This window comes from Bartonella sp. AA78NXGY (assembly GCF_042197005.1).
Taxonomy (GTDB): domain Bacteria; phylum Pseudomonadota; class Alphaproteobacteria; order Rhizobiales; family Rhizobiaceae; genus Bartonella.
Genome location: NZ_JBHIRI010000012.1, coordinates 1 through 23389, shown reverse-complemented (window position 1 = coordinate 23389; position 23389 = coordinate 1). Strand labels below are relative to the sequence as shown.

The window sequence follows — 23389 nt, the reverse complement described above, 5'->3', positions numbered from 1 at the left end:
ATTTTTATTATCTCAAAATAATATGACAGCAAGTTAAGAGGATAGTTACTACTTTCTCTTAATAAAACAATATGAAGAAGTATTTTGCTGGTTAAAATAAAGATGAGTCTTACATGTAATAAAAGACTATTCGTACGTACCGTATGGCGAAGCATTTTGATTGTTTTGCTATTACAAATGCTATGTGTATCTTTGATTTGGTTGTATTATTTTGTCCAGCCCCGTGGTTACCAAGCAACTTTAACATTTTCATTATCTGATTCTGTAGGAAAGCCATTACCAATTAAAAAGCAAGACAATGTTATCGCCTTTTTGTTTTCACAGCCTATGTTCTTCAATGATTCGAATTTTTCTTTAAGTGCTTCTTATAAGAAAAAAAATCATGAAAATATCCGTTTATCGCGTCATGGTGATTTTATCGATCTTACTTTTGAAGCCGAGACACTTGAAGCAGCTCAACGTGGGTTGGAAACTTGGTTTTCCGCATTTTCACAAGCAATCATAAAACAGAAACAATTCTTGTTAAATGATAAATTAGAAGACAAACAATATGATAATATTGCAATCCTTAATATCGTGCAGGAATTTCGTAAATCTATTGATTCTTTTATTCAGCGTGGTGTAAAACAAACAGAGCTTTATGATCTTTCGATGCAATTAACGCAAGCAACTTTAAAGCGTATTCATTTAACAAGTTTGAATTCAACGATTAACATGATGCGTGAAAATGGGCAGTCTTTACTGTCTTTATCGTTTATTGCAGGCAATTCAGCAATTGCTGCTCTGGAATCTAAACGTGATCTCTTGGAAACACAAAGAGCACATATGGCTGCACAATTAGGGTGGACACATCCTCAAATTAAAGCGATGACTGCAGAATTAGAGACAGTTTCTCATCAATTAAAAAATAAAATTTTACAAATCGTTTATCAAGTTCATTCAGATGAGGTTATTGCAACGGAATTAGAAAAACAGCTCAAAAAAAGAATGAACTTTTTTGTAAAAGATCAATCCCAATCTTTGAATGAAATATTTAACGAGTTTGAAAATAAAATAAAAGCAGCAGTCGATGCCCAAAATGAAGCGATGAGCAAGTCTGCTCAACGAAGAGAAAAAATTATTGATTCATATCGGAGATTGAGTGATGATCCTCTTCTCTTACAAAATACAAATATCCACGTGGTCACGCCAACAACGTTAGCACCAATTTCTTTTATGGCTCTTTATGGAAAAAATATTCTTGTGAGTGCATTGGTCAGCTTCCTTACTCTTTTGCTAGGAATATTGTTATTCTATCCGTGCTTTAAAAGGAAAAAAGACCAAATCTCAGAAGAGGATTTGAGATCAAAAGAAAATGATCTTAAGAAGAATGAGAGTATTTTAGTCTCTCAAGAAATGAAAAATTTTGAAGCTTTTATTACGATAGAGGGATTATCTGATGTTTTGAAATGGCGTGCTTCAACCATTATTTCAATCATTGGACCAGAAGCTGCACGGACAGCGGCAAAGCTTTCACTTCATCTCACAAAAGAGAACAAAACAATTTTGTTGGTCGATATTTCTGGTCAACAAATAGAGAAAGTCATTGGCCCACATCGCGGACTGAGTGATATTTTAACGGGCAATGCCAAGTTGCATGATGTTATTTACCGTGATTATGATACGGGGGTTGATATTCTTCCTCAGGGGTTAACAAGTGCTATTTCAGCACAAGATTTTTCAAATGATATTTTTCATATATTACAAGAATTTAAAAAAGAATATGATTTTATCATCCTAGAGATGGCAAGCGAACCCAAATATGGGGTTGAGCAATTTGCAGAGCTAACAGACTATTATATTTGTAATACTGTTCTTAATGAACAAGAATGGATGATGCGTATGGTAGACAGCTTTCCAAAGACTGTTTATCGTGTTGTTGCATCATAAGCTTCGTAAAAAAGAAATATGTATCGCATGTTATAGTGGTACGCTTGTTTTTTGCTAAAGTTGTAGTACATACTAAAATAGACAAAGAGTTAATGTTTAAATTTTAAAATGCATTTTAGTTGGAGAGAAGCGTGGGGCAATCAGAGATGGCCGTAAAGAGATTAAACAATGGCATTTTAACGCCTGTGCAAAAGGAAAATAGAAAACATATACAGGTGTGGCTTTACTCTATTTTATTGCTTTGTTTGGCAATTGTCTTAGTAGGTGGCGCTACTCGTTTGACGGGATCAGGATTATCTATAACGGAATGGAAGCCAATACACGGCGTTATTCCACCGATTGGTGAGGATCAATGGCAAGAGGAATTTTTAAAATATCAACAAATAGCACAATATAAGCTGCTTAATCCTGATATGACCTTAAGTGCTTTTAAGGTCATTTTTTGGTGGGAATGGGCGCATCGTGTTCTTGGGCGTCTTGTTGGTCTTGTCGCTTTATTGGGGCTCATTTGGTTTTGGGCGACTAAGCGTGTTGAAAAAAATATCTTACTCCCGCTTATTGTTGTACCTATTCTTATCGCCTTTCAAGGCTTTATTGGTTGGTGGATGGTTGCTTCAGGGATTGGGCAAAGTAATTTAACAAGTGTGAGCCAATATCGTTTGGCATTTCATCTTATAACGGCATGCTTTGTTATTGTTTTTGTTACTTATTTATCTCGAGGGCTTGCAGAATATTCAGAAAAGCCAGCAAATAAAAAGGTGCAATATTTTGCGGCATGGCTTGTTATTCTCGTCTTGATAGAGATTTATTTCGGAGCTTTGGTTGCAGGGCTTCATGCTGGAAAAGTCTATAATACATGGCCGCTTATGGATGGGCAGATTATTCCTGATGGATTGTTGCAGCATCGTCCTGTTTGGCTCAATTTATTCGAAAATTCCTTAATGGTTCAATTTATTCATCGGTTTTTTGCTTATTTTTTATTGATTGCCTCGGCTATTCATGCTTTCTATGTACAAAAAAATGTTCCACATTCAACTCATTCTCGTCGTGCATTTCTTATTTGTGTTATGATTATTATCCAAGCAGTCTTGGGTATCTTAACAGTGTTACATGAGGTTCCGATAAGTTTAGGGCTCATTCATCAAAGTATGGCATTAGTCGTGTTGTGTTTTGTTGTTGCACATTGGCGAGCAACAAAAGGGGCTTATCGCGTTGTTGAATAAAAGTTTGTGGGTAGGGAGGTTTAGTCGCTTGAAAGCATTAAATCGAGGTTTTGGATAGCTGCAGCTGATGCGCCTTTTCCTAAATTATCGAATATGGCGCTGAGATTAAAAATACCTTCACGATCATTTCCAAATACGAACAGTTTCATACCATCTTTATTGGCTAAACACTCTGGATTAAGTCTTTGAAGTGAAGCAGTTTCTTCTTGTGATGCAACTAAAATGGTATTTTGTCCATCGTAATGGTTTGCAAGAATTTCGCGCAAATCAGAACAGTTTGCTGATTTTGTGAATAAATGGCGATGCAGAGGAAGATTCACAATCATTCCTTGGGGAAAACGACCCACACTTGGTATAAAAACTGGGGTTTGATTGATTTGTCCATAGATCTTGATTTCTGGCACATGTTTGTGTTCAAGATTAAGACCATAGATAAAATAATTGCCCTGAATATTTTGTTGAGATTGATTTTCCATTTGTAAAATCAACTGTTTTCCACCACCGGTATAGCCGGAGATTGCATTAATCGAGATGGGATAATCGGCGTCTAGCAGTCCTGCTTCACGGAGTGGGCGAATCAAACTAATGGCACCGGTAGGATAGCATCCGGGATTGGTTATATAATGTGCTGCTTGGATGCGCTTTCTTTGTCCTGCTGTCATTTCAGGAAAACCGTAAACCCAGTCTGGTGCAACACGGTGGGCTGTCGAGCTATCAATAATCCTAATGTTTTTATTTTTTTGAAGCCAATGAACCGTTTCGCGTGCAGCATCATCTGGAAGACACAAAATAGCAATATCGGCTTGATTAAGATAGTCTTGTCGCAGATGAACATTATGGCGATCTTTATGAGCAAGAGAGAGTAGTTTTAAATCTGTACGCCTTTCTAAGCGTTTTTGTATTTGTAGTCCGGTTGTACCATGTTCACCATCAATAAAAACTTTGGTTAGCATTTTTATTTGCCTTCGTATTAACTTTGCCTATTATATTCAGCTTTTCACATTATAAATTATTTTAAATCATTAAATTATTGAATTTCTTTAGATTATAGATATTTTTTGTAAAAGGTGTAAACAAATAAGAGTGTAAAAAAAGAAATGTAATCTCATTTTTTACTATTCTCGAGAGGAAAGTTTTTCGCTGTTTTTATAACAAAGAATAAGATAAATATTTGCCTCATTATTTTTGAGTGTAAGTAGTTTAAAATGTTTGGTTTGCATGGTTTGCTGTGTTATCGTTCTTTGACTTTATTTTTTTATGTTAGGAATGTGTTTTATGACTCAGCAAGAAAATGACGCACAAAAGCGCTTTTTTAATGATAATTTACAAACTGTTGATGGTGCAATTTTTGACGCAATTAGAGGGGAGTTTGAGCGTCAACAACATGAAATTGAGCTGATTGCTTCAGAGAATATTGTTTCAAGAGCGGTCCTTGAAGCGCAAGGGTCTGTTTTAACCAATAAGTATGCAGAAGGTTATCCAAGAAAGCGCTACTATGGTGGGTGTCAATTTGTTGATGTCGTTGAAGATTTAGCTATTGAAAGGGCAAAACAGCTTTTCGGTGCTGCGTTTGCGAATGTACAGCCTAATTCTGGTAGCCAAATGAATCAAGCTGTCTTTTTAGCTTTACTTCAGCCTGGTGACACATTTATGGGGTTGGATTTAAATGCTGGAGGTCACCTTACGCATGGTTCACCTGTTAATATGTCAGGAAAATGGTTTGATGTTGTTTCCTATGGTGTGCGTCAAGAAGATCAGATTATTGATATGGATGAGGTTGAGCAGCTTGCAAAAGAACGTAAGCCAAAACTTATTATAGCAGGGGGCTCATCTTATCCACGGCTATGGGATTGGGAAAGATTCCGTGAAATTGCAGATGAAATCGGTGCTCATTTACTCGTTGATATGTCTCATATTGCTGGTCTTGTTGCTGGTGGCGTGCATCCTTCACCTGTTCCACATGCGCATATTGTAACAACAACAACACATAAATCGCTTCGAGGTCCCCGGGGTGGTTTAATATTGACAAATGATGAGGCTTTATCCAGAAAAATTAATTCTGCAATTTTTCCTGGTCTTCAAGGTGGTCCTTTAATGCATGTGATTGCCGCAAAGGCTGTTGCGTTTGAGGAGGCTTTGCGTCCCTCTTTCAAGAGTTACAGTGCCAATGTTGTCGCTAATGCGAAAACTTTAGCAAAAACATTACAGGGTAATGGTTTTAATATTGTTTCTGGTGGTACAGATAATCATTTGTTGTTGGTTGATTTACGTTCTAAAAATCTAACAGGTAAACGTGCTGAATTGGCTTTGGGACGCGCTCATATTACCTGCAATAAAAATGGCATTCCTTTTGATTCTGAAACGCCATCTATAACATCGGGAATTCGTTTGGGATCACCTGCTGCCACGACGCGTGGTTTTTTAGAAAAAGAGTTTATTCAAGTTGGTCATCTGATTTCAGAAGTTCTTGATGGTCTTCGGAGTGCAAAAAGTGATGAAGATAATCATGCCGTTGAAATGGCTGTTGAGAAAAAGGTAAAAGATATAACGAATCAATTTCCTCTTTACTCTTATCTTACCACTCGTTAAGGATACAAAGGATGCGCTGTCCTTACTGCCAATATGAGGATACACAGGTCAAAGACTCTCGTCCAGCAGAAGAGGGGGCAGTGATTCGCCGCCGCCGTGTGTGTTCCGTTTGTGGTGGTCGTTTTACAACTTTTGAACGTGTTCAGTTGCGTGAGCTCTTGGTTGCTAAAAAAAGTGGACGATGTGAACCCTTCGATCGTGATAAGTTAATGCGATCAGTTGATGTGGCTGTACGTAAGCGCAATATTGATCCTGATCATATTGAACGAGCAATTTCTGGCATTGTACGCCAGCTTGAAAGTTTGGGAGAACCAGAGATTTCTTCAGAAAAAATTGGGCATCTTGTGATGGAAGCATTGAAAAGAATTGATGATATTGCTTATATTCGTTTTGCTTCTGTGTATCGAGATTTTCGTAATGCAAGCGATTTTCACGATGTTATAGATGAATTGTCAAAGGGTATCGCGGATACAGAATCTCGTTTTGATGAATAAAAAAGTGCAAGATGAACGGTTTATGGCTGCAGCTATTCGTTTAGCAGAACGTCATGTCGGTCTTACAGGTGAGAATCCTTCCGTTGGTACGTTAATTGTGCGAAACGATAATGGTGCTGTGGGGGCTTTTATTGTTGGCTATGGCGTAACAGCTATTCATGGGAGTCCTCATGCGGAAGTGCAAGCTTTACACATGGCAGGTTCTTTGGCTCAAGGAGCGACTGCTTATGTTACTTTAGAACCTTGTGCGCATTATGGAAAAACTTCGCCGTGTGTGAATGCGCTTATTGATTCAGGTGTTTCTCGAGTTGTTATTGCGCTGACTGATTGTGACAAGCGTGTTGATGGTCATGGTATTGCTCTTTTGCGAGCGGCGGGTATTGAAGTGGTTGAGGGCATTTTAGCTGAAGAGGCTTTTGAATCCTTATGGACGCATTGGTGCATAAGGAAGATACAACGCTGTGCGGTCACTTTTAAAATGGCAATTTCTGCCGATAATGGTGTTGGAAAAAGAGAGAAGGGCAGCGTAAAAATTAGTGGAACACTTTCTCATGCCCATACGCATATTCTACGTGCTCAAAATAATGCTATCCTCGTTGGTATTGGTACTATATTAGCAGATGATCCACAACTCAATTGCCGCTTGCCAGGGATGGAGATGCGCTCACCAATTCGTATTATTTTGGATGCAGATTTATCTATCCCCCTTGATGCAAAAGTTGTCCAAACAGCCATAAAAATTCCTACATGGGTTATTTGTGATGTGGATATTTCAAAGAAAAGCAAAAAAAATGCATTGGAGCAATATGGTGTGTCTGTTTATTCGGTCGAGATGAACAATGGTTGTGTAGAACCCTTTGCTCTTTTACAGATGCTTTATAAACATGGGATTAATAGTGTTTTATTGGAAGGGGGTGTCAAGACAGGGGAAAAATTTTTGAATGCTGGTTGTGTTGATCATTTGATATGTTTTCATACCCCCATTGTTTTAGGCAAAAATCGTATTGAAGCCCCTCATTTTGGAAATTATCTCTCGCAGTTTCATGAGATTGAGACAAGAATGTTTGGAAATGACCGTTTTTATAAGTGGAGACGTAAGACATTATGTTCACAGGAATTATAACGGATATTGGTTGTGTTGAAGATGTTCAACCTTTAAAGCAGGGGATGCGTTTAAAGATTTCTACCCGCTATGCTATAGAAAGCTTAGCAATTGGGGCGTCAATTGCTTGTTCAGGAATTTGTCTGACAATTGTAGAGCGAGGATTAAAGCAAGAAGATTCCAATTGGTTTGTTGTCGAGGCGTGGGAAGAAACATTACGTTTAACGAATCTTGCACAATGGATAAAAGGAACTTTTGTTAATTTGGAACGTTCGCTTCGATTGGGTGATGAAATGGGAGGACATTTAGTTTCTGGTCATATTGATGGTTTGGCTGAAATCATTGATCAAAAAAATGAAGGGGATGCAATTCGCTTTTATTTAAAAGTTTCAAGACAATTTATGCCTTTCATTGTTAATAAGGGATCTATTGCACTTAATGGGACATCTTTGACTGTTAATGGTGTTGAGGATTGTGTTTTTGATGTTCTTATTATTCGCCATACACTTGAAATGACAACGTGGGGACAAGCTAAAATTGGAGATCGGGTCAATTTGGAAATTGATCAACTTGCTCGTTATGCTGCAAAACTTTTTACTTTAAAAAGAGAAGATGAATAAGCCAACACTCTATTGATCGTTTTCAGAATTTTATGCTTTATAACTTTGATTTTTTTGATTCGTTTTTTGTGGAATTCCATTATGATGAAAGAGATAGGTAAAAAGCCTCACGTATTGATTGTTGAGGCACGTTTTTATGAGGGGATTTCTGATGCACTTTTGAGAGGTGCAGTGAATACTTTGCAAAAAGCTGAAGCAAGTTATGATGTTGTAACGGTTCCTGGAGCATTAGAAATACCAAGTGCAATAGCTTTTGCTGAACAAAACAAGATATCGTATGATGGTTATGTTGCTCTTGGTTGTGTTATTCGGGGTGAAACATATCACTTTGAAATTGTTGCTAATGATTCTTGTCGTGCATTGATGGATTTAACTGTTCATCAGCACTTGGCTATTGGAAATGGTATTTTGACTGTTGAAAACGAAGAACAAGCATGGGTGCGTGCAAAACTAGATGACAAAAATAAAGGTGGTTTTGCGGCTGAAGCTGCTTTATGTATGATCGCTCTAAAAAAGAGATTTGGAGATAATCGTTAAATATGGCTGATATAAAAAGCAGACATTTTCCGCGTTCAGCCAATAAACGTGGAGCAGCAAGACTCGCTGCAGTTCAAGCACTCTATCAAATGGATATCGTGGGTTCGGGGGTGATGGAAACGGCAGCTGAGTATGAGGCTTATCGTTTGGGAAAAGATATTGATGGAGACCAATATCTTGAAGCTGATTTTCAATGGTTTTTGGCTATTATAACGGGTGTTGTAAAAGATCAAAAGCAGCTTGATCCGCTGCTTCATCAACAGCTTTCTGCAGAGTGGTCTCTTTCACGTCTTGATTCTATATTGCGAGCAATTTTACGAGCAGGTTTATGGGAGTTGATCAACCGTAAAGATGTTCCCGTTGCAGTTGTCATGAATGAATATGTTGACATAGCAAAGGCGTTTTTTGAAGGTGATGAGCCAAAACTTGTTAATGCAGTTCTCGACAGTATGGCAAAAAAAGTCCGCCTCTAAGAGGTACAAATCCCTATTATAGATCTGATATTATCAGACCTATAATATTGAAACGGTATGCAGACTATATAATTTAGTTATGGGGTGGCAAATTCACAGGGCCTTTTATAATTTGAATTAAGAAAGGATGTTCTTTCGTTACAGTTGGCGTTGTTTGTGTAATAAAATCAAACACTTGACCGTCTTGTAATCCGTAATTTGCAACTTTTGCAACCTGATTATTTTTACTGAAGTAAATGGCTAAAACTTTGCGATCAATAATCTTTGTTTTCATAAACTGCATCCCACGATAACGTGTCTGTGAGATGTAATAAAAAACTTCATTATCATATTTTGTTTTTAATGAAGGGGTTCCTAAAGTTAAAAGAACTTGCTCTTGACTTGAGCCAATAGAGATAGAACTTAGAGCATTTTTATCAAGAACATAGCCCTCTCTATAAATTTGGCTCGAACCTGAAGAATCAAGAAGGCTACACCCAGCAAGCATTCCTATGCTTGCTGTTGATAGACCAATCAATAATTTACGTTTGATTAAGGCTATTATGTGAGGCATTTGAAACAATGGTATCTCCTTTTTATACTGAGATGTAGGACAAGAAGGCAACCTCAAGTTTTTTCTAATTTTAACTTAATCTACCGTAGCTTACACTGAGTTTCCCTGTTATAAAGCAAATTATGCCATATAGAATTTCTTTAGAAAAGAAAAAAATGCATAAATACTTGAGATAAATAAAAACATATTGCTTTACGCGTTTTTATGTTTGGGAGTTGTCAATGAATGTTCAAAATGTTCCTCAAATGACATTTGCTTTGGCTTATCCAATATCTGTACGTTCTCTACCTGCTAAAGGTATAAGGGTTCATTTTTGTGCAAACAAAAAAGAATGTACACATTTAGCCCAGAACCATGATTTAATTGAAGTAAAATCTTGTGAGGGAAAATTCCATATTTTCCCGTGGAAAAAACGCGGAGTGCGTATAAAAGGTCTGTTGCAAGCGCGTATACTACAGTTATGTGTTGTTACATTGGAACCATTAGAAAATATCCTTTGTGAAAATATTGAGGTTGTTTTTGTTCCTGAAGATTCAAATTTGATGAAGCCCCAAATATCAGAGGATACAGGGGAATTGTTTTTAGATGTGGGGGGGCTTGATACTCCTGAAGTGTTTTATGATGATAAAATTGATATTGGCGCAATCATGGAAGAGTTTTTTGAGTTGTCTATTAATCATTATCCACGTAAAGAAGGGATAAAGATGAATATGGATGAAAATTTAGAAGAAGCAGAGCGAAAATTCTCTCCATTTTCTGTTTTGAAAAATTGGAAGTGATTGTAGAAACATACAAAAAATATCTATTGTATGCTAAACGGTATTTTCTGCGGAGCGATTTTCGCAAGATGTGCTGTGTGAGTATTCAGGAGCCAAAAATCATAATATGTATTTAAAGATGTAAATGAAAAGATGTGGGATATGCAAGCGTGATTAGAATTTCTGTGGATGTCATGGGCGGTGATTACGGTCCAGAAGCAGCTATTGCAGGAGCAGCAATTGTACAAAAATATTTATCAAATATTTATTTTCTATTTTATGGAGTAGAGGAGGCTGTTCGTCCGGTTTTAAAAAAATATCCCTGTTTGGATTCTGTATCGCGCTTTTGCCCTACAGAAAGTTATACACGCATGGATGAAAAGCCAAGCCAAGCACTTCGTAATGGACGTGGTAAATCATCAATGTGGTACGCCATTGAAGCGGTAAAAAATGGTGAAGCTGATGCTTGCATTTCTGCTGGTAATACGGGTGCACTCATGGCCATGTCTTATTTTTGTTTGAAAATGCTTGCAGAGGCTGAACGTCCTGGTATTGCGGGTATCTGGCCAACACTGCGCAGTGAGAGTATTGTTTTAGATATTGGAGCAACAATTGGTGCCTCTGCTAGTCAGTTGGTTGATTTGGCGGTTATGGGAGCAGGTATGTTTCGCGCTTTATATCACACTGAAAGACCAAGTGTTGGGCTTTTAAATGTGGGGGTGGAAGAGGTTAAAGGACTTTATGAAATAAAAAAAGCAGGAATGATATTGCGTGAAGTGCAATTAGAAGGATTGGAATATAAAGGATTTGTTGAGGGCAATGACATTGGAAAAGGAACAGTCGATGTTGTTGTAACAGAGGGGTTTTCTGGTAATATTGCTTTAAAAACCGCAGAAGGAACCGCGCGACAGATAGGAGAGATTTTAAACTCTGCAATGCGCAGTTCTTTTTTAACATCTCTTGGTTATTTTTTATCGCGGGGTGCTTTTCGTATACTGAAACATAAAATGGATCCTGATAGGGTGAATGGAGGAGTGCTTTTAGGTTTGAATGGTGTTGTTATAAAAAGTCATGGCAGTGCTAATGCTAATGGCTTTGCTTCTGCTATCCGCGTTGGTTATGAGATGGTTAACAACGGACTTTTACAAAAAATAACGGCTGATTTACGGCGATTTCATGAAAATAAAGAAACACTTTTTGACCAAGAAGATGAAGCAGTGATGAATGGAGAGTCCTTATGATAAGCTCTTATAATAGAAATGAAAAATTTGAAGAAAAGGTAAGAGCTGAATGATTCGGTCAATTATACGTGGTGTAGGAAGTGCTTTGCCGAAAAGAAGTTTATCAAATGAAGAGATTGCAAAGTTTGTTGAAACGTCAGATTCATGGATTGTTCAGCGTACAGGAATACGCCAACGTTATATTGCCAGTGAAAATGAAACAACTGTTTCTTTAGGAGTTGAGGCTGCGCAAGCAGCACTTACAAATGCTGGTTTAACAATAAAAGACATCGATTGTATTATTTTAGCAACGTCCACCCCGAATCGTACTTTTCCTGCTTCTGCTGTTGAAATTCAGCATGCTTTGGGAATGAGCCATGGATTTGCTTTTGATATTCAAGCTGTTTGCTCTGGTTTTATTTTTGCTTTAACAACAGGAGATTCTTATTTACGGTGTGGGGGAGCTAAAAGAATTTTAGTTATTGGATCCGATACATTTTCTCGAATTTTAGATTGGGAAGATCGTACGACATGTGTATTGTTTGGTGATGGTGCTGGTGCTGTTATTTTGGAAGCACTAGAAACTGAGGGGGGTATTGCTTTTGAGCGTGGTATATTGTCTGCGAAATTGCGTTCTAATGGTGCTTATATAGATAAGCTATATGTTGATGGTGGACCTTCAACAACACAAACGACAGGCTATTTGCGTATGGAAGGACGAGAAGTTTTTAAATATGCTGTTGGTATGATAACGGATGTGGTTGATGATTGTTTTGCAGCTGCAGGTATGGATTCTTCACAACTAGATTGGTTTGTACCTCATCAGGCTAATAAGCGCATTATTGAAGCATCTGCTAAAAAGCTGGGAATTTCACTAGATAAAGTTGTGATTACCGTTGATCAACATGGTAATACGTCTGCTGCATCAGTTCCGTTGGCTTTAACAACAGCTGTTTGCGATGGAAAAATAAAAGAAGGAGATCTTATCATGTTAGAAGCCATGGGAGGTGGATTTACATGGGGAGCAATTCTTATTCGTTGGTAAATTATGGCTACTTGACCATATTTCAAGAAAACGTATAAGTCATTTTGTAATTTTTAATATTTTAATAGGTGGTTATAATGACAAGTAAGACAGTAACGCGTGCAGATTTAGCGAGCGTAGTTTGTAAAAGAGTGGGCTTGTCACATACTGAATCAGCAGCTTTAGTCGAATTGGTTTTGGATGAGATTTGCAACTCACTTGTAAGAGGTGAAGCGGTTAAATTATCTTCTTTTGCAACTTTTCAGGTTCGCAGTAAAAATGAACGTGTTGGACGCAATCCAAAAACAGGTGTTGAAGCACCGATTCCGCCGCGACGTGTTGTGACGTTTAAGGCTGCCAATGTCCTTAAACAGAGAATTTTAGATTCGCATCGTGCAAAACAGAAAAAATGATATCTCATAAATAAATGCCATGGTATGTTTGGTATTTGTTAAAGAAATGTATAAAATAAGGGTCTTTATTTTTTAGAAAAAGACTGGTGAGTAAGGTATCAATGATGGTCTTATTTTTGACTAATCTTGTTGAGAAATTGAGACAGAATGAGTCATTGTGAAGTAATTTATTTTGTTTTAAATAAGGTGTTACAAAATGGATAAAAGCTCTGATGCTTTTCGCACAATTAGCGAAGTAGCGGAGTTATTGGAGCTTCCGCAGCATGTCTTAAGATTTTGGGAAACACGTTTTAGGCAGATTAAACCAATGAAACGTGGGGGAGGAAGGCGCTATTATCGTCCGGTCGATGTTGATTTGCTCAATGGTATTAAGCAGTTACTATATGATCAGGGTTATACGATAAAAGGTGTGCAACGCCTTTTGAAAGAAAATGGTGTTGCTTTTGTGACTGCATTGGGTAATGGTGATCTTGATGCTATGAATGTGGTCATAGAGAAGAAACATGCAGGACAAACTTCTGAAAATGCTAGCAATAAGCCTAAGAAATCTTCTTTTGGGCTTTTGAGTTTCATGAGGAATGAGGGAGAAACATCTGTCGGTTCTGTGAATCTTTACAAAGATAAAACTGATAAAGCATTGTTACAAGAAATTCTGTTTGAACTCATTGAATGTAAGCGTGTTCTTGATAGAGCACGATAATAATATTTTTTTATTTTATATGTGTTTCGTAGATATTTAGATGTTTTATGGATGTGCCCAGAATTTTATACGTTCAGCGAGTAGTCATATATCGTATGTGTATATTTAACGAGTTTTTTATAAGAGTTTTTCATTTGGTAAAACATGAAGAAGAGAAAGAATAAACGCTGAGTTTTGCCATTTTTTTTGATTTGGCTTTATAAAAATTAAGGCAATATCTCATCAGTGTAGATTGCGGGATGTAGGATGCCATTAGCTTACCAATTCATGTGCTTGTTTTAAAGAGATGTTTCTTAAGGCTTCTTAATCTTATTTTACCATAATGCCTCGTGAATGATTAATGGTAAACTCGTTGAGTACCGCTATTTTTATACTTATGAAGGTTCAAGTCGGCATCATCATTATAATTATAGCCTGTTCTCAATGACTGCAACAATTCTTAGCACTTTAGGCGATTCATTGTAGGCATTTTAAAAGTCCTTTCTCAATAATTTTTATCCACGCACTCATTCCGCTTGTTTCGTGCAAGCAAATGATTTTGATAGATTCAACATAAACATATTAAAAATAAGAGAAGCCTATGATATTCGAAACCTTATTTAATATGAATAACGATATATTATCATTATAAATCAATATCTTGTCCTTTTTATAAGGGCTTATCTTACGAATAAGAAATATCATTGTTCAGCTAATTTTACATATTTTTTATTAATAAATATAATCTTGTTTTCAGTTTTCTTGCTTGATGTTTCTATAATTATTGTAATGATCTATCCATGATAATAGCAGAATTTTTTCATTATAAAGGTAAAAGATTAATGTTATTATTAATATTCAATTGTCTATGATTTTTGCATTTAAACAGCTCATAGCTTATATTCAACTTTTTCACCAATCCACCTTGTAGAGAAAGAGCACGTTATTCTTTCTGGTGACAGGTCATTGTGCATGAAACAAAAACACACTACAATATCAAATTATTTCATTTTGTACAAAAACTGAAAATTTATAGTAAAAAATTAACGTATTACCATCTTCCGTGATATTATGCATTTATTACACGTTGCAAATCTGGAGGTGTTGCTTCATTTGAGAGTTGTTTAATCACATCTTCTACAGATAAAAGGGTTTGATTTGTACTTCCTAAGCGGCGCATATTTACGCTGTTTGTTTCAGCTTCACGTTTGCCACATACCAAAATTACGGGGACTTTTTGTAAAGAATGTTCTCGTATTTTATAGTTAATTTTTTCATTGCGGAGATCTATTGTTGCGGAAAGCCCAACAGCTTTAAGTTTTGCTGTTATTTTTTGGGCATATTCATTTGCTTCGGATGTAATTGTTGCAACAACAATTTGTTCAGGAGCAAGCCAAAGTGGCATATGTCCAGCAAAATTTTCAATTAATATACCAAGAAAACGCTCCATTGATCCAAAAATAGCACGGTGGATCATAACAGGTTGACGTTTTTCTGAATCTTTATCAATATAGAATGCACCAAAACGTTCAGGGAGATTAAAGTCTATTTGTGTTGTTCCACATTGCCATTCACGACCGATAGCATCCTTTAATGTATATTCAAATTTTGGACCATAAAATGCTCCTTCACCTGGAAGGATGCTTGTTTTGATTTGTCCTGCAAATTTTGTTTCAATCGTTTTAAGGACAGATTCCATGATACTTTCTGCATGATCCCATAATGCATCAGATCCAACTCGTTTTTCTGGACGGGTTGAAAGCTTAAGACTAATTTCTTTAAAACCAAAATCGGCATAAGTTGATAAAATAAGATCATTAATACTGAGACATTCATCGGCTAATTGTTCATCAGTACAAAAAATATGCGCATCATCTTGTGTAAAACCACGCACACGCATAAGACCATGTAAAGAGCCTGAAGGCTCATAACGATGAACAAGTCCAAATTCAGCAAGTCTAATAGGCAAATCACGATAAGATTTTAAACCATGTTTAAAAATTTGCACATGACCAGGGCAGTTCATTGGTTTAAGGGCATAAACATTCCCATGATCTGAATCTTCTTCTGCTGAAATTACTTTGAACATATTCTCCTTATACCAACCCCAATGGCCAGATATTTCCCAGAGTGACCTATCGAGAACTTGTGGTGCATTAACTTCAGCATATTGATGATCATCAAGGCGTCTACGCATATAGCTGATCAAATTTTGGAACATTTTCCAACCTTTTTTGTGCCAAAAAATCATTCCTGGCCCTTCTTCTTGAAAGTGAAATAAGTCCATTTCACGTCCCAAGCGGCGATGATCACGTTTTTCAGCTTCTTCTAGCATATGGAGGTAGGCTTTTAAGTCATTTTCATTTGCAAATGCTGTTCCATAAATTCTCGTGAGCATTGGATTATTGGCATCGCCACGCCAATAAGCTCCTGCAACTTTCATTAATTTGAAAGCATTCCCAATTTGCCCTGTAGATTGCATGTGCGGTCCGCGACAAAGATCAAACCACTCCCCTTGATAATAGATTTTTAAATCTTGATTTTCAGGAATGCTATCAATAAGTTCAACTTTATAAAATTCCTTTTTCTCAGAAAAAACTTTTCTTGCTTTTTCACGAGACCAAATTTCTTTTCTAAAAGGTTTATTGCGTTGGATAATTTCACGCATTTTCTTTTCAATGACGGTGAGATCATCTAATGTGAAAGGTTGTTGGCGTGCAAAATCATAATAGAATCCATTTTCAATGACAGGACCTATTGTTACTTGCGTTTCAGGAAAGAGCTCTTGCACTGCTTCAGCAAGGACATGGGCGCAATCATGCCTTATGAGCTCAAGAGCGCGTGAATCTTCTCGGGTAATAATCTCTACTTGACCAGATTGTCCCAATGGATCCGATAAGTCTCGCGTGATACTATCAAGACTATAGGCGACTGCTTTTTTTGCAAGTGATTTAGAAATAGATTCTGCTAATTCCAAGCCTGTCATTTCGGCGGGGTAATTACGTTTTGAACCATCGGGAAAAAAAAGAGAAATAGAGCAAGACATAAAAACACCCTTTTAATCCAATTCCGCTAACGATTGCGGATGGTTTCGTGAAAATTGAGTAAAAAGCTTATAGACTAATTTTTTATCAATACATGTGAAAAAAGAAAAGGATTATTTGTTGTGTTTGTCAGAAATTTTCCAGTAACGCCAAGGTTTATAAAAACAGCAAGAATTTCCAAGCGATGGAGGGACTGGATCAAAGCCATCTGTTCCAAAGGGCCCACAACGCATGATACGAAAGAGTCCCATCCATGCACCAGCCCAAAGCCCATGGCGTGCAATCGCTTCATATGTATATTCTGAACAAGTCGGAGCATGGCGGCACTGATTACCTATAAGGCTCGAAAGTGTTATTTGATAGAAACGTATTAAGAAAATACCCAATAATCGTCCGGGTGTTTTTTGCCAAGTGCCTGTGTAATTCCGAGTCAACTTTTTTTGTCTAGATTGTGATTTGAACATTTATTTTTCTTCAATTTTTTGAATGCAGTCTATCATTGCATCAAAGGGTAATAGTGTTGCTGCATGGCGCACTTTATAGTCTTTAATGGGCTGTAAGCAAGAAAAATCCTCAAATGGAGCTTGAGGAGAAGGACCATTTTGCGTTAGCATTTGGTAGATAACTTCACGCAATATTTTAAGATCTTGAGTTGTTTGTCCGATGATATGAGATGCTAAAAGTGAAGCTGAAGCTTGCCCTAGCACACATGCATGTATTTCGTGAGCAAAATCGGTAATAATACCATTTTCCACTTTTAAATCTACAGTGATTGTCGAACCACAAAGGTGTGCATGTTTTCTTGATGTTGCATCAGGATTATTAAGACGCCCAATTTTGCCTATATGTGCAGCATATTTAAGTATTTTATCATTATAGATAGTATCAATCATGCGCTATTGCCTGAAATTTTGAAAGTCGTGATTGTTTAAACTTTTAATTCGCTTATATAGAGATTATACAAAATGAGATAGGTATGGAGCAAATGCTTTGTATAGAGTAAGCTTGGAGTTTTTGAATGCGTAATGTTGTTAAAGAAGACACAAATTTATCTGAAGAAAAGCGTCCGAGTATTGAAAAGGTGGAAGAAGCGATTCGTACATTACTCTTATGGATAGGGGAAAATCCAAATAGAGAAGGGCTTTTAGATACTCCAAAACGTATAGCCAAGGCATATCGCGAGCTTTTTAATGGTTATAGTCAATCGGTTAAAGAAACCTTAGGTACAGTTTTTGAAGAGGTTTCAGGATACAATGAAGCCGTAATCGTAAAGAATATACCTTTTTATTCACACTGTGAGCATCACATGATCCCAATTATTGGGAAAGCACACATAGCATATCTTCCTAATGCAAAAATTGTTGGTCTTTCAAAAATTGTACGTGTTGTAGATATTTTTTCTCGTCGTTTACAAACTCAAGAAGCTATGACAGCGCAAGTGGCTCACGCGTTAAAAACGTATCTGAAGCCTCATGGTATAGCAGTATTGATTGAGGCTGAGCACATGTGTATGGCTATGAGAGGAATCCAAAAACAGGGCTCTACAACAATTACAAAAAACTTTCATGGTTATTATGAAAAAGATCAAGCGGCACAAGAACATTTTATGATGATGGTTCAAAGGTCATAGTAAAGCCCATATTTCTCGTAATCTCTATTAAGTTATAAAACATCCGGATAAAATAAATTATGAGAAAAAGAAAATTGGCTTGTACCTTTCTTTATGATTTGTTAAAGGCTAAAAACCAAGGTTTTTTCTTTCCACGTGCGGTCGTGGCGGAATTGGTAGACGCGCAGCGTTGAGGTCGCTGTGGGGCAACCCGTGGAAGTTCGAGTCTTCTCGACCGCACCAGTTCGCAGTAAGTCTCTCCATAGTGAGATGAAGTTATGTTAGAGAGAGGGGATTTATAGGCATTATAGAAAAATCTTTTTGTATGTTATTTGTTAGTGTGTTGCCAATAATGTTTCGTTTTTTATTACTTTATCTATGCATTTGAAATGTTATATTTTTATAAGGTGGGGTGAAGTTGCAGTGAGAAGTATAATGATTCTGAGATATTTAACACTTCTTATTTGTATTTCTTTATTATCAGCGTGTAGTGATTCACGTGCTGTACTTTGGCATGGGGTGCATGCAACACCTTCTATGACTGCCGTAGAAAGGGAAGTTGAAGGGAAACCAGTTTCTCCAAAAGCCATCGTTCCAGTGTATGTTGCAACGAGTCGTATGATGCAAAATAATTACGCTCAACCTTATGGTGCAGAGCGATCAAATAAAGTTCATTATAATCGTGTTGACGTAGGAATTCCTCAGCAACATGTAAAGGGAGTTGTTGAAATAAATGCCTATAAACCTACGCATGATAAGTATTTTGCAGCAGTAGCATTGCAAAAATACGATAATAAAGAACAGTTTAAACAGCAATTAAATGCTGCTTTAGCAAAAAAGCCAAAAGGAAAAAGAGAAATTTTTCTTTTTATCCATGGGTATAATAATAATTTTGCAGATGGTACATTTCGTACAGCACAGTTTACACACGATTATTCTTTAAATGTTGTCGCTGTGCATTATTCTTGGCCTTCGGCCGGATCAGTTCCTCTTTATATTTATGATCGTGACAGTGCTAATTTTGCCCGTGACGGATTGATAGAGCTTTTAACACTTATTAGTGAAACCAATGCTGATCAAATTTCGGTTATTGCACATTCTATGGGCAATTTTGTTATAATGGAAGCATTTAGAACGTTAGCGTTACAGGGAAAATATAGGCCTATTCGTCGTATTACAAGTTTATTAATGGCTGCACCAGATATTGATGTTGATGTATTTGAGCGACAACTTAATGATATAAAAAAACTCCCGCAGCCAACCGCTATTTTAGTATCCAGAGCGGATAAAGCTCTTGCGGTTTCAGGACGTCTTACGGGTGGACATCATCGTGTGGGCGATGGCTCAGATATTGAAATGTTGCGTAAAAATGGAATAGCTGTTCTTGATTTCTCTCATGTGGATGGGGGAGCACACAATGTCTTTGCATCTTCGCCAACGTTGATGGCTCTTTCTCGAGAAGGTTCTTTGGCTTCCACAATTATGCAAGGTACAGAATTGTCACCTAGTCAAGCCCTTCTTGCTGATGGTAGTAGTGTATTGGAAAAAACAACACATCTTATCCTTTATACACCTGTACGTTTTCTCTCTCCACGGATTCCACGTTGATCGTGAAAAGAGAGAAGGGGCTCCATCGAATAATGTATTGGAGGTAATATTTTTTAGCACTTTCTTTAGAATGGTCTTGTAAAATGAAAAATAAATAGCGGGATGAATGTAAAAAACAGTCATTAGGTGAGTTTGTGATGATTGCACGTAAACGCTATGTTAATACGCCTACAGTTGTTGATTATTTGTCTCATTCCGCAATTAAGTTATTAGACATTCATGCTATGCTTGTGAAGGTGAGAAAAGGTGATATGGGGGAAAAACCAAATTTATTGCGTCAAATTGATTCTACAAAAAAACAGTTAGATGAGATAAGCCATGCTCTTATTTTAGAATATCGTAAACGCCAAGAAAATGAGCGTTTTTTAAAACAAATTCTGCTATCCATTTCTGATCAACTTTTTGCACTTAATAATGGTTTTAAGGAAACAGGACGTCTTTTTTTTCAAGAAGTTAGAATACTTCAATCTCAGATGCAATGTTTATATGAGGGAAAGGAGAGGCTGCATTTGTTAAATAGCCAAGAATCTTTTTGTTCTCCGTCAAAGATTGATGAAGTCATTAAACAGTTACAAAAAGCACGAGAAAAGCTTATTCTTGAAAGCCCACATCTCTTTGAAAAAAGCACAAAAGCTAAACAATAAAAGTTTTTTAGTTGAGCAGATAGATAATTTGAATTTTACAGCAAAAACGCTGTTAGATAGAAGGCTATAACCTTTTTAAAGAAAAGAATTTGCTTTAATAAATAAAACACATGCCTTATATCTTTGCTAAAGTTAAGGCTGATGAATTAGGTGGCTTTATTGAAAAAAATGTTCGTGGAAAGAATTTTACAAAAAACTTTCTGATTCTTTTAATAATAGCCCGCCGGATAATTTTACCAATATCATGAAGTTGTTAATATATTCATTAGGCAAATAAAAAGCAAGTAAAATAAAATAGTTATGTCTAATATAAGGGAATAGGTGAATCTTGATTCTATTGAGTTTTTTGCCTCTATCCCTCATCTTTTTGAAGCTTTTTTATCGCCTCTATAGCTAACCTTTTGCGATCTGCACTCTTTGTGTAAAGAGATGCCATAGCATCATTTGTCCAGCCAAAAATTGCTTTGAGTTGTGGTACTATTGCACCAGAGTTAGCTGCGCGTGTTGCTGCTAATTTTTTTAAGCCATGTGCTGATTTTTTTATTTCTGCTACGTTACAAGCCTCTCGAAAAAGGTTGCCAAAACTTTCTTTAACTAGTTTTTTACCTTCTTTACCACAAATGAATGTTTCTTCTCCAATAGGATCAGTTTCAAGCGTTTTGGCTAATTCCGGTAAAATAGGTAGAAAGACATCTGTTTGGAATTTACTTTTCTCTGTTTTGAGATGAATAATATTGTCTTTGACATCTTTCCAGCCAATGCGAACCGCATCACCACGACGTAAGCCCGTATACAGAAGAATATCAATCCAAACGCGTTCATGGGTACCATGGGACCATCTTTGATAATATTTCTCAACATCTTCTTTTGTCCAAACAGGAAAGCCGCTTTTATTTTTAAGAGGAGGTTTTTTGACGCCTAAAGTTGGATTATTTTCCAAAAGACCTTGATCAATTGCCCAATTAAAAAGACCATTAAGGGACTTCAGAAAGTTTCTAGCCATTGCTGGTGTATCTTTACGCCGTTCAACACCGGCTATAATATGTTTCTTTTCAATTGCTTGGTATGGAATATTTCCTATGGAGTCGCATATCCTCATAAGAATGTATTCTTTTTGTTTTTTTGTAGCTTTAGTGTAGCTATGCCAATTAGAGCTGTTAAAGTATTGTTTAAGCAGCCATGCAAATGAACCTTCAACAAGTTTACCGGTTTTTGATTTAGGAAGTATAAGCCCTTGTAACTCGACAAGTGCGCTTTTGTTGTTATCAACAAACTCTTGCGTTCCATAGGTACCGCGTATTCTAATGCGTTTACCGTGACCAATACGTACATACCATACAATTTTGCCATGTTGAGTAATTTGTTTGATAGCCATAAAAGCGTTTATAGGCTCTGTAATTCAAATGAGTGATTAAAGATCATACGCAACATTTACATTCCTTTTGATAAGTTTTATATCTCTCATAAAGCACTTGCAATATGATACGTTTTGTATATATGCACTGATTACTCCATTGTGGATGATTCATTTTAATCAATAAGAATCGCTATTTGAAAGCCGCGTCATATCACTTGGCGCGGCTTTTTTTTATTTTACTCTCTCTTTTATGATATGTTTATAGCAATGCGTTTTATATGCGTTTATACACCATAAAAAAGGCACGCCCCCCATATCTATTTTTATTCTGTTTTATCAGTTATATTGACAACATTATCGTTTTCATAAACCTTACATTTTTTTGGAACGACACTTACTTTACTTTGACTGTTTAATTTTGCATTGCCATAGGCTTTACCCCAGACCTTGGCATGATAGGAAACCTTGGCATTGCCATAAACCCACGCATTATCATACACCCAGAAATTGCCATCATGGGATAAGTTACTTTCCTTTTCGATATAGCCTCCCAGATCACCTACTTTGACATCATCAAAGTCTTTTAAAGCTTTAATGCGATAAAGGTTTGTAACTTTCTTAGTAATTCTATCTTTAATTTGTTTGATTTCATTTGTTAATTGGTATTTTTTGCACATAAAGATACCCTCACAATCTAATATGATAAACGTTTGCTAAAATTTGGAAGAGGAGCGCCCCCGCCACGCCTGTACTTTCATTTACACCGCTTTATTGATTAGACCCAGACAATCTCTAATTCACCATAAGGAGAGAGACGTTCAGTATAGGTTTTTATTTTAGTAGACCTGCCGACATTTTCACGAATAACAGCAATGCCATGAATATTGGCATTTTCATAAACCCTAGCATTGCCATAAACCCTAGCATTTTCATAAACGTGACCATTTTAAAACACAAGAGCCTCATCATAGTCCCAGCAATTGCCCTCATGAGAGAAGTTATCTTCCTTTTCAATAAAGCCGCCTAAGGTACCTGTTTTGATATCAGCAAAATCTTTTAATGCTTTAATAATGAATTCAATTAAATCCATTTAGAATAAATAGCGAGTATCAGAAGAGGTAAAGTCATTCAAAAGCGGATAAATTTTTTTCAAAAGGTTTTTTAAATGCTGCTTATCCACAGCCCATGACATGGGATAAGATCAGCAAAATAGTGAAATCTGCTATTCGTTTTATGAAAAAAAGACAAATGCACTATGTGCTTTAAAATATCAGAATGAGTATTTTGAAGAATTTTATTGCGAATTTTGCTTATAGGTTTTGAAGGTTTCTCAAACCCCTCAAAACTCATAGATGAGGCGTCTTTTGAAGGTTCACTCTATGAATGCAAGGGGATATGGTTGAGCAAATTTATCCTTTATATTTATGGGGATATTAATGTATTAACCATTGACGGGCTAAACAGTTTTGTTTAGAGGTTTTTCCATAGAAATGTGGGGGAGAGATCTTCAGCA

The 23389-nt window shown here is 36.6% G+C and carries 22 protein-coding genes, 1 tRNA gene and 2 pseudogenes; 17 read left to right on the top strand and 8 right to left on the bottom strand.

From position 1 onward, the window contains the following. Positions 1-102 precede the first annotated feature (102 nt). The gene (locus ACFINL_RS07365; protein WP_375651257.1) at positions 103-1929 is read left to right on the top strand and encodes a hypothetical protein; all 1827 of its coding nucleotides are present in this window, start codon (positions 103-105) and stop codon (positions 1927-1929) included. A 146-nt stretch (positions 1930-2075) separates the two neighbouring features. After that, positions 2076-3152: a COX15/CtaA family protein gene (locus ACFINL_RS07360; RefSeq protein WP_375651255.1), complete on the top strand. Its 1077-nt coding sequence runs from the start codon at positions 2076-2078 to the stop codon at positions 3150-3152. Positions 3153-3172: 20 nt separating this feature from the next. On the opposite strand, the gene argC is transcribed toward ACFINL_RS07360, so the two are convergent. Beyond that, positions 3173-4105 carry an N-acetyl-gamma-glutamyl-phosphate reductase gene (argC, locus tag ACFINL_RS07355; RefSeq protein ID WP_375651253.1) on the bottom strand — a complete coding sequence of 311 codons (933 nt, stop codon included), beginning with the start codon at positions 4103-4105 and terminating at the stop codon, positions 3173-3175. Between the two features lie 322 nt (positions 4106-4427). On the opposite strand from argC, the gene glyA reads away from it, so the two are divergent. The 6 genes from glyA (at position 4428) to nusB (ending at position 8967) form a co-directional block, all read left to right on the top strand. Beyond that, positions 4428-5741 carry a serine hydroxymethyltransferase gene (glyA, locus tag ACFINL_RS07350; protein WP_375611569.1) on the top strand — a complete coding sequence of 438 codons (1314 nt, stop codon included), beginning with the start codon at positions 4428-4430 and terminating at the stop codon, positions 5739-5741. Positions 5742-5752: 11 nt separating this feature from the next. After that, on the top strand, positions 5753-6235 hold the full coding sequence (gene nrdR / locus ACFINL_RS07345) for a transcriptional regulator NrdR (RefSeq protein WP_375611570.1): 483 nt from the start codon (positions 5753-5755) through the stop codon (positions 6233-6235). Next, complete coding sequence (gene ribD, locus ACFINL_RS07340; RefSeq protein WP_375611590.1) at positions 6228-7358, top strand: bifunctional diaminohydroxyphosphoribosylaminopyrimidine deaminase/5-amino-6-(5-phosphoribosylamino)uracil reductase RibD; 1131 nt, start codon at positions 6228-6230, stop codon at positions 7356-7358. The genes nrdR and ribD overlap by 8 nt, the downstream gene beginning before the upstream one ends. Then, on the top strand, positions 7340-7957 hold the full coding sequence (locus tag ACFINL_RS07335) for a riboflavin synthase (RefSeq protein WP_375611571.1): 618 nt from the start codon (positions 7340-7342) through the stop codon (positions 7955-7957). The genes ribD and ACFINL_RS07335 overlap by 19 nt, the downstream gene beginning before the upstream one ends. 81 nt (positions 7958-8038) lie before the next feature. Continuing rightward, complete coding sequence (locus ACFINL_RS07330; protein WP_375611572.1) at positions 8039-8494, top strand: 6,7-dimethyl-8-ribityllumazine synthase; 456 nt, start codon at positions 8039-8041, stop codon at positions 8492-8494. Between the two features lie 2 nt (positions 8495-8496). Then, positions 8497-8967 (top strand): transcription antitermination factor NusB, encoded by a 471-nt coding sequence (nusB, locus tag ACFINL_RS07325; RefSeq protein WP_015856452.1) that lies wholly within the window; start codon positions 8497-8499, stop codon positions 8965-8967. 73 nt (positions 8968-9040) lie between these two features. Here nusB and ACFINL_RS07320 read toward each other — a convergent pair whose 3' ends face one another. Then, positions 9041-9520 (bottom strand): outer membrane protein assembly factor BamE, encoded by a 480-nt coding sequence (locus tag ACFINL_RS07320; RefSeq protein ID WP_375651283.1) that lies wholly within the window; start codon positions 9518-9520, stop codon positions 9041-9043. A 221-nt stretch (positions 9521-9741) separates the two neighbouring features. Between ACFINL_RS07320 and ACFINL_RS07315 the strand changes: the two genes are divergently transcribed. The 5 genes from ACFINL_RS07315 to ACFINL_RS07295 all read left to right on the top strand — a co-directional run bounded on the left by ACFINL_RS07315 (position 9742) and on the right by ACFINL_RS07295 (position 13635). Next, positions 9742-10299, top strand: a complete 558-nt coding sequence (locus ACFINL_RS07315; protein ID WP_375651251.1) for a DUF177 domain-containing protein — start codon at positions 9742-9744, stop codon at positions 10297-10299. A 149-nt stretch (positions 10300-10448) separates the two neighbouring features. Then, a complete protein-coding gene (gene plsX, locus ACFINL_RS07310; RefSeq protein ID WP_375651249.1) occupies positions 10449-11519 on the top strand; it encodes a phosphate acyltransferase PlsX in 1071 nt (356 codons plus the stop codon). 49 nt (positions 11520-11568) lie between these two features. Next, a complete protein-coding gene (locus ACFINL_RS07305; RefSeq protein WP_375611575.1) occupies positions 11569-12543 on the top strand; it encodes a beta-ketoacyl-ACP synthase III in 975 nt (324 codons plus the stop codon). A 77-nt stretch (positions 12544-12620) separates the two neighbouring features. Continuing rightward, the gene (locus tag ACFINL_RS07300; RefSeq protein ID WP_273791377.1) at positions 12621-12935 is read left to right on the top strand and encodes an integration host factor subunit alpha; all 315 of its coding nucleotides are present in this window, start codon (positions 12621-12623) and stop codon (positions 12933-12935) included. 196 nt (positions 12936-13131) lie between these two features. After that, the gene (locus ACFINL_RS07295; RefSeq protein ID WP_375607116.1) at positions 13132-13635 is read left to right on the top strand and encodes a MerR family transcriptional regulator; all 504 of its coding nucleotides are present in this window, start codon (positions 13132-13134) and stop codon (positions 13633-13635) included. Positions 13636-14683: 1048 nt separating this feature from the next. Here the strand turns inward: ACFINL_RS07295 and thrS are convergent. The 3 genes from thrS to ACFINL_RS07280 all read right to left on the bottom strand — a co-directional run bounded on the left by thrS (position 14684) and on the right by ACFINL_RS07280 (position 17551). After that, on the bottom strand, positions 14684-16660 hold the full coding sequence (thrS, locus tag ACFINL_RS07290; RefSeq protein WP_375613056.1) for a threonine--tRNA ligase: 1977 nt from the start codon (positions 16658-16660) through the stop codon (positions 14684-14686). Positions 16661-16771: 111 nt separating this feature from the next. Beyond that, positions 16772-17122: a membrane protein insertion efficiency factor YidD gene (yidD, locus tag ACFINL_RS07285; protein WP_375607118.1), complete on the bottom strand. Its 351-nt coding sequence runs from the start codon at positions 17120-17122 to the stop codon at positions 16772-16774. Next, positions 17123-17551, bottom strand: coding sequence for an iron-sulfur cluster assembly scaffold protein (locus ACFINL_RS07280; protein ID WP_375621296.1), 429 nt, complete (start codon positions 17549-17551; stop codon positions 17123-17125). It lies immediately after the preceding gene. Between the two features lie 125 nt (positions 17552-17676). On the opposite strand from ACFINL_RS07280, the gene folE reads away from it, so the two are divergent. The 4 genes from folE to ACFINL_RS07260 all read left to right on the top strand — a co-directional run bounded on the left by folE (position 17677) and on the right by ACFINL_RS07260 (position 20519). Further along, on the top strand, positions 17677-18288 hold the full coding sequence (gene folE, locus ACFINL_RS07275) for a GTP cyclohydrolase I FolE (RefSeq protein WP_375651247.1): 612 nt from the start codon (positions 17677-17679) through the stop codon (positions 18286-18288). 137 nt (positions 18289-18425) lie between these two features. Continuing rightward, positions 18426-18510: transfer RNA gene (locus ACFINL_RS07270), tRNA-Leu, on the top strand. Positions 18511-18702: 192 nt separating this feature from the next. Beyond that, complete coding sequence (locus tag ACFINL_RS07265) at positions 18703-19875, top strand: alpha/beta hydrolase (RefSeq protein WP_375607121.1); 1173 nt, start codon at positions 18703-18705, stop codon at positions 19873-19875. A 137-nt stretch (positions 19876-20012) separates the two neighbouring features. Continuing rightward, positions 20013-20519: a hypothetical protein gene (locus ACFINL_RS07260; RefSeq protein ID WP_015856440.1), complete on the top strand. Its 507-nt coding sequence runs from the start codon at positions 20013-20015 to the stop codon at positions 20517-20519. A 352-nt stretch (positions 20520-20871) separates the two neighbouring features. Here the strand turns inward: ACFINL_RS07260 and ACFINL_RS07255 are convergent, their stop codons facing one another. The 3 genes and pseudogenes from ACFINL_RS07255 to ACFINL_RS07245 form a co-directional block, all read right to left on the bottom strand. Further along, positions 20872-21894, bottom strand: a complete 1023-nt coding sequence (locus tag ACFINL_RS07255) for a tyrosine-type recombinase/integrase (RefSeq protein ID WP_375651245.1) — start codon at positions 21892-21894, stop codon at positions 20872-20874. A gap of 326 nt (positions 21895-22220) precedes the next feature. Beyond that, positions 22221-22553 (bottom strand): annotated as a pseudogene (locus tag ACFINL_RS07250) (hypothetical protein); the annotation flags it as partial. Between the two features lie 98 nt (positions 22554-22651). Further along, positions 22652-22966: pseudogene (locus tag ACFINL_RS07245) on the bottom strand (hypothetical protein). Positions 22967-23389 lie beyond the last annotated feature (423 nt).

Bases quoted from the DNA above. Each gene is read 5' to 3' on its own strand.
- ACFINL_RS07315 (WP_375651251.1), top strand. From the start codon at position 9,742: ATGAATGTTCAAAATGTTCCTCAAATGACATTTGCTTTGGCTTATCCA.
- ACFINL_RS07320 (WP_375651283.1), bottom strand. From the start codon at position 9,520: ATGCCTCACATAATAGCCTTAATCAAACGTAAATTATTGATTGGTCTA.
- ACFINL_RS07265 (WP_375607121.1), top strand. From the start codon at position 18,703: ATGATTCTGAGATATTTAACACTTCTTATTTGTATTTCTTTATTATCA.
- ACFINL_RS07260 (WP_015856440.1), top strand. From the start codon at position 20,013: ATGATTGCACGTAAACGCTATGTTAATACGCCTACAGTTGTTGATTAT.
- ribD (WP_375611590.1), top strand. From the start codon at position 6,228: ATGAATAAAAAAGTGCAAGATGAACGGTTTATGGCTGCAGCTATTCGT.
- thrS (WP_375613056.1), bottom strand. From the start codon at position 16,660: ATGTCTTGCTCTATTTCTCTTTTTTTTCCCGATGGTTCAAAACGTAAT.
- ACFINL_RS07330 (WP_375611572.1), top strand. From the start codon at position 8,039: ATGATGAAAGAGATAGGTAAAAAGCCTCACGTATTGATTGTTGAGGCA.
- yidD (WP_375607118.1), bottom strand. From the start codon at position 17,122: ATGTTCAAATCACAATCTAGACAAAAAAAGTTGACTCGGAATTACACA.
- ACFINL_RS07255 (WP_375651245.1), bottom strand. From the start codon at position 21,894: ATGGCTATCAAACAAATTACTCAACATGGCAAAATTGTATGGTATGTA.
- ACFINL_RS07280 (WP_375621296.1), bottom strand. From the start codon at position 17,551: ATGATTGATACTATCTATAATGATAAAATACTTAAATATGCTGCACAT.
- nrdR (WP_375611570.1), top strand. From the start codon at position 5,753: ATGCGCTGTCCTTACTGCCAATATGAGGATACACAGGTCAAAGACTCT.
- argC (WP_375651253.1), bottom strand. From the start codon at position 4,105: ATGCTAACCAAAGTTTTTATTGATGGTGAACATGGTACAACCGGACTA.
- ACFINL_RS07335 (WP_375611571.1), top strand. From the start codon at position 7,340: ATGTTCACAGGAATTATAACGGATATTGGTTGTGTTGAAGATGTTCAA.
- ACFINL_RS07300 (WP_273791377.1), top strand. From the start codon at position 12,621: ATGACAAGTAAGACAGTAACGCGTGCAGATTTAGCGAGCGTAGTTTGT.
- glyA (WP_375611569.1), top strand. From the start codon at position 4,428: ATGACTCAGCAAGAAAATGACGCACAAAAGCGCTTTTTTAATGATAAT.
- ACFINL_RS07295 (WP_375607116.1), top strand. From the start codon at position 13,132: ATGGATAAAAGCTCTGATGCTTTTCGCACAATTAGCGAAGTAGCGGAG.
- ACFINL_RS07305 (WP_375611575.1), top strand. From the start codon at position 11,569: ATGATTCGGTCAATTATACGTGGTGTAGGAAGTGCTTTGCCGAAAAGA.
- ACFINL_RS07365 (WP_375651257.1), top strand. From the start codon at position 103: ATGAGTCTTACATGTAATAAAAGACTATTCGTACGTACCGTATGGCGA.
- nusB (WP_015856452.1), top strand. From the start codon at position 8,497: ATGGCTGATATAAAAAGCAGACATTTTCCGCGTTCAGCCAATAAACGT.
- folE (WP_375651247.1), top strand. From the start codon at position 17,677: ATGCGTAATGTTGTTAAAGAAGACACAAATTTATCTGAAGAAAAGCGT.
- ACFINL_RS07360 (WP_375651255.1), top strand. From the start codon at position 2,076: ATGGCCGTAAAGAGATTAAACAATGGCATTTTAACGCCTGTGCAAAAG.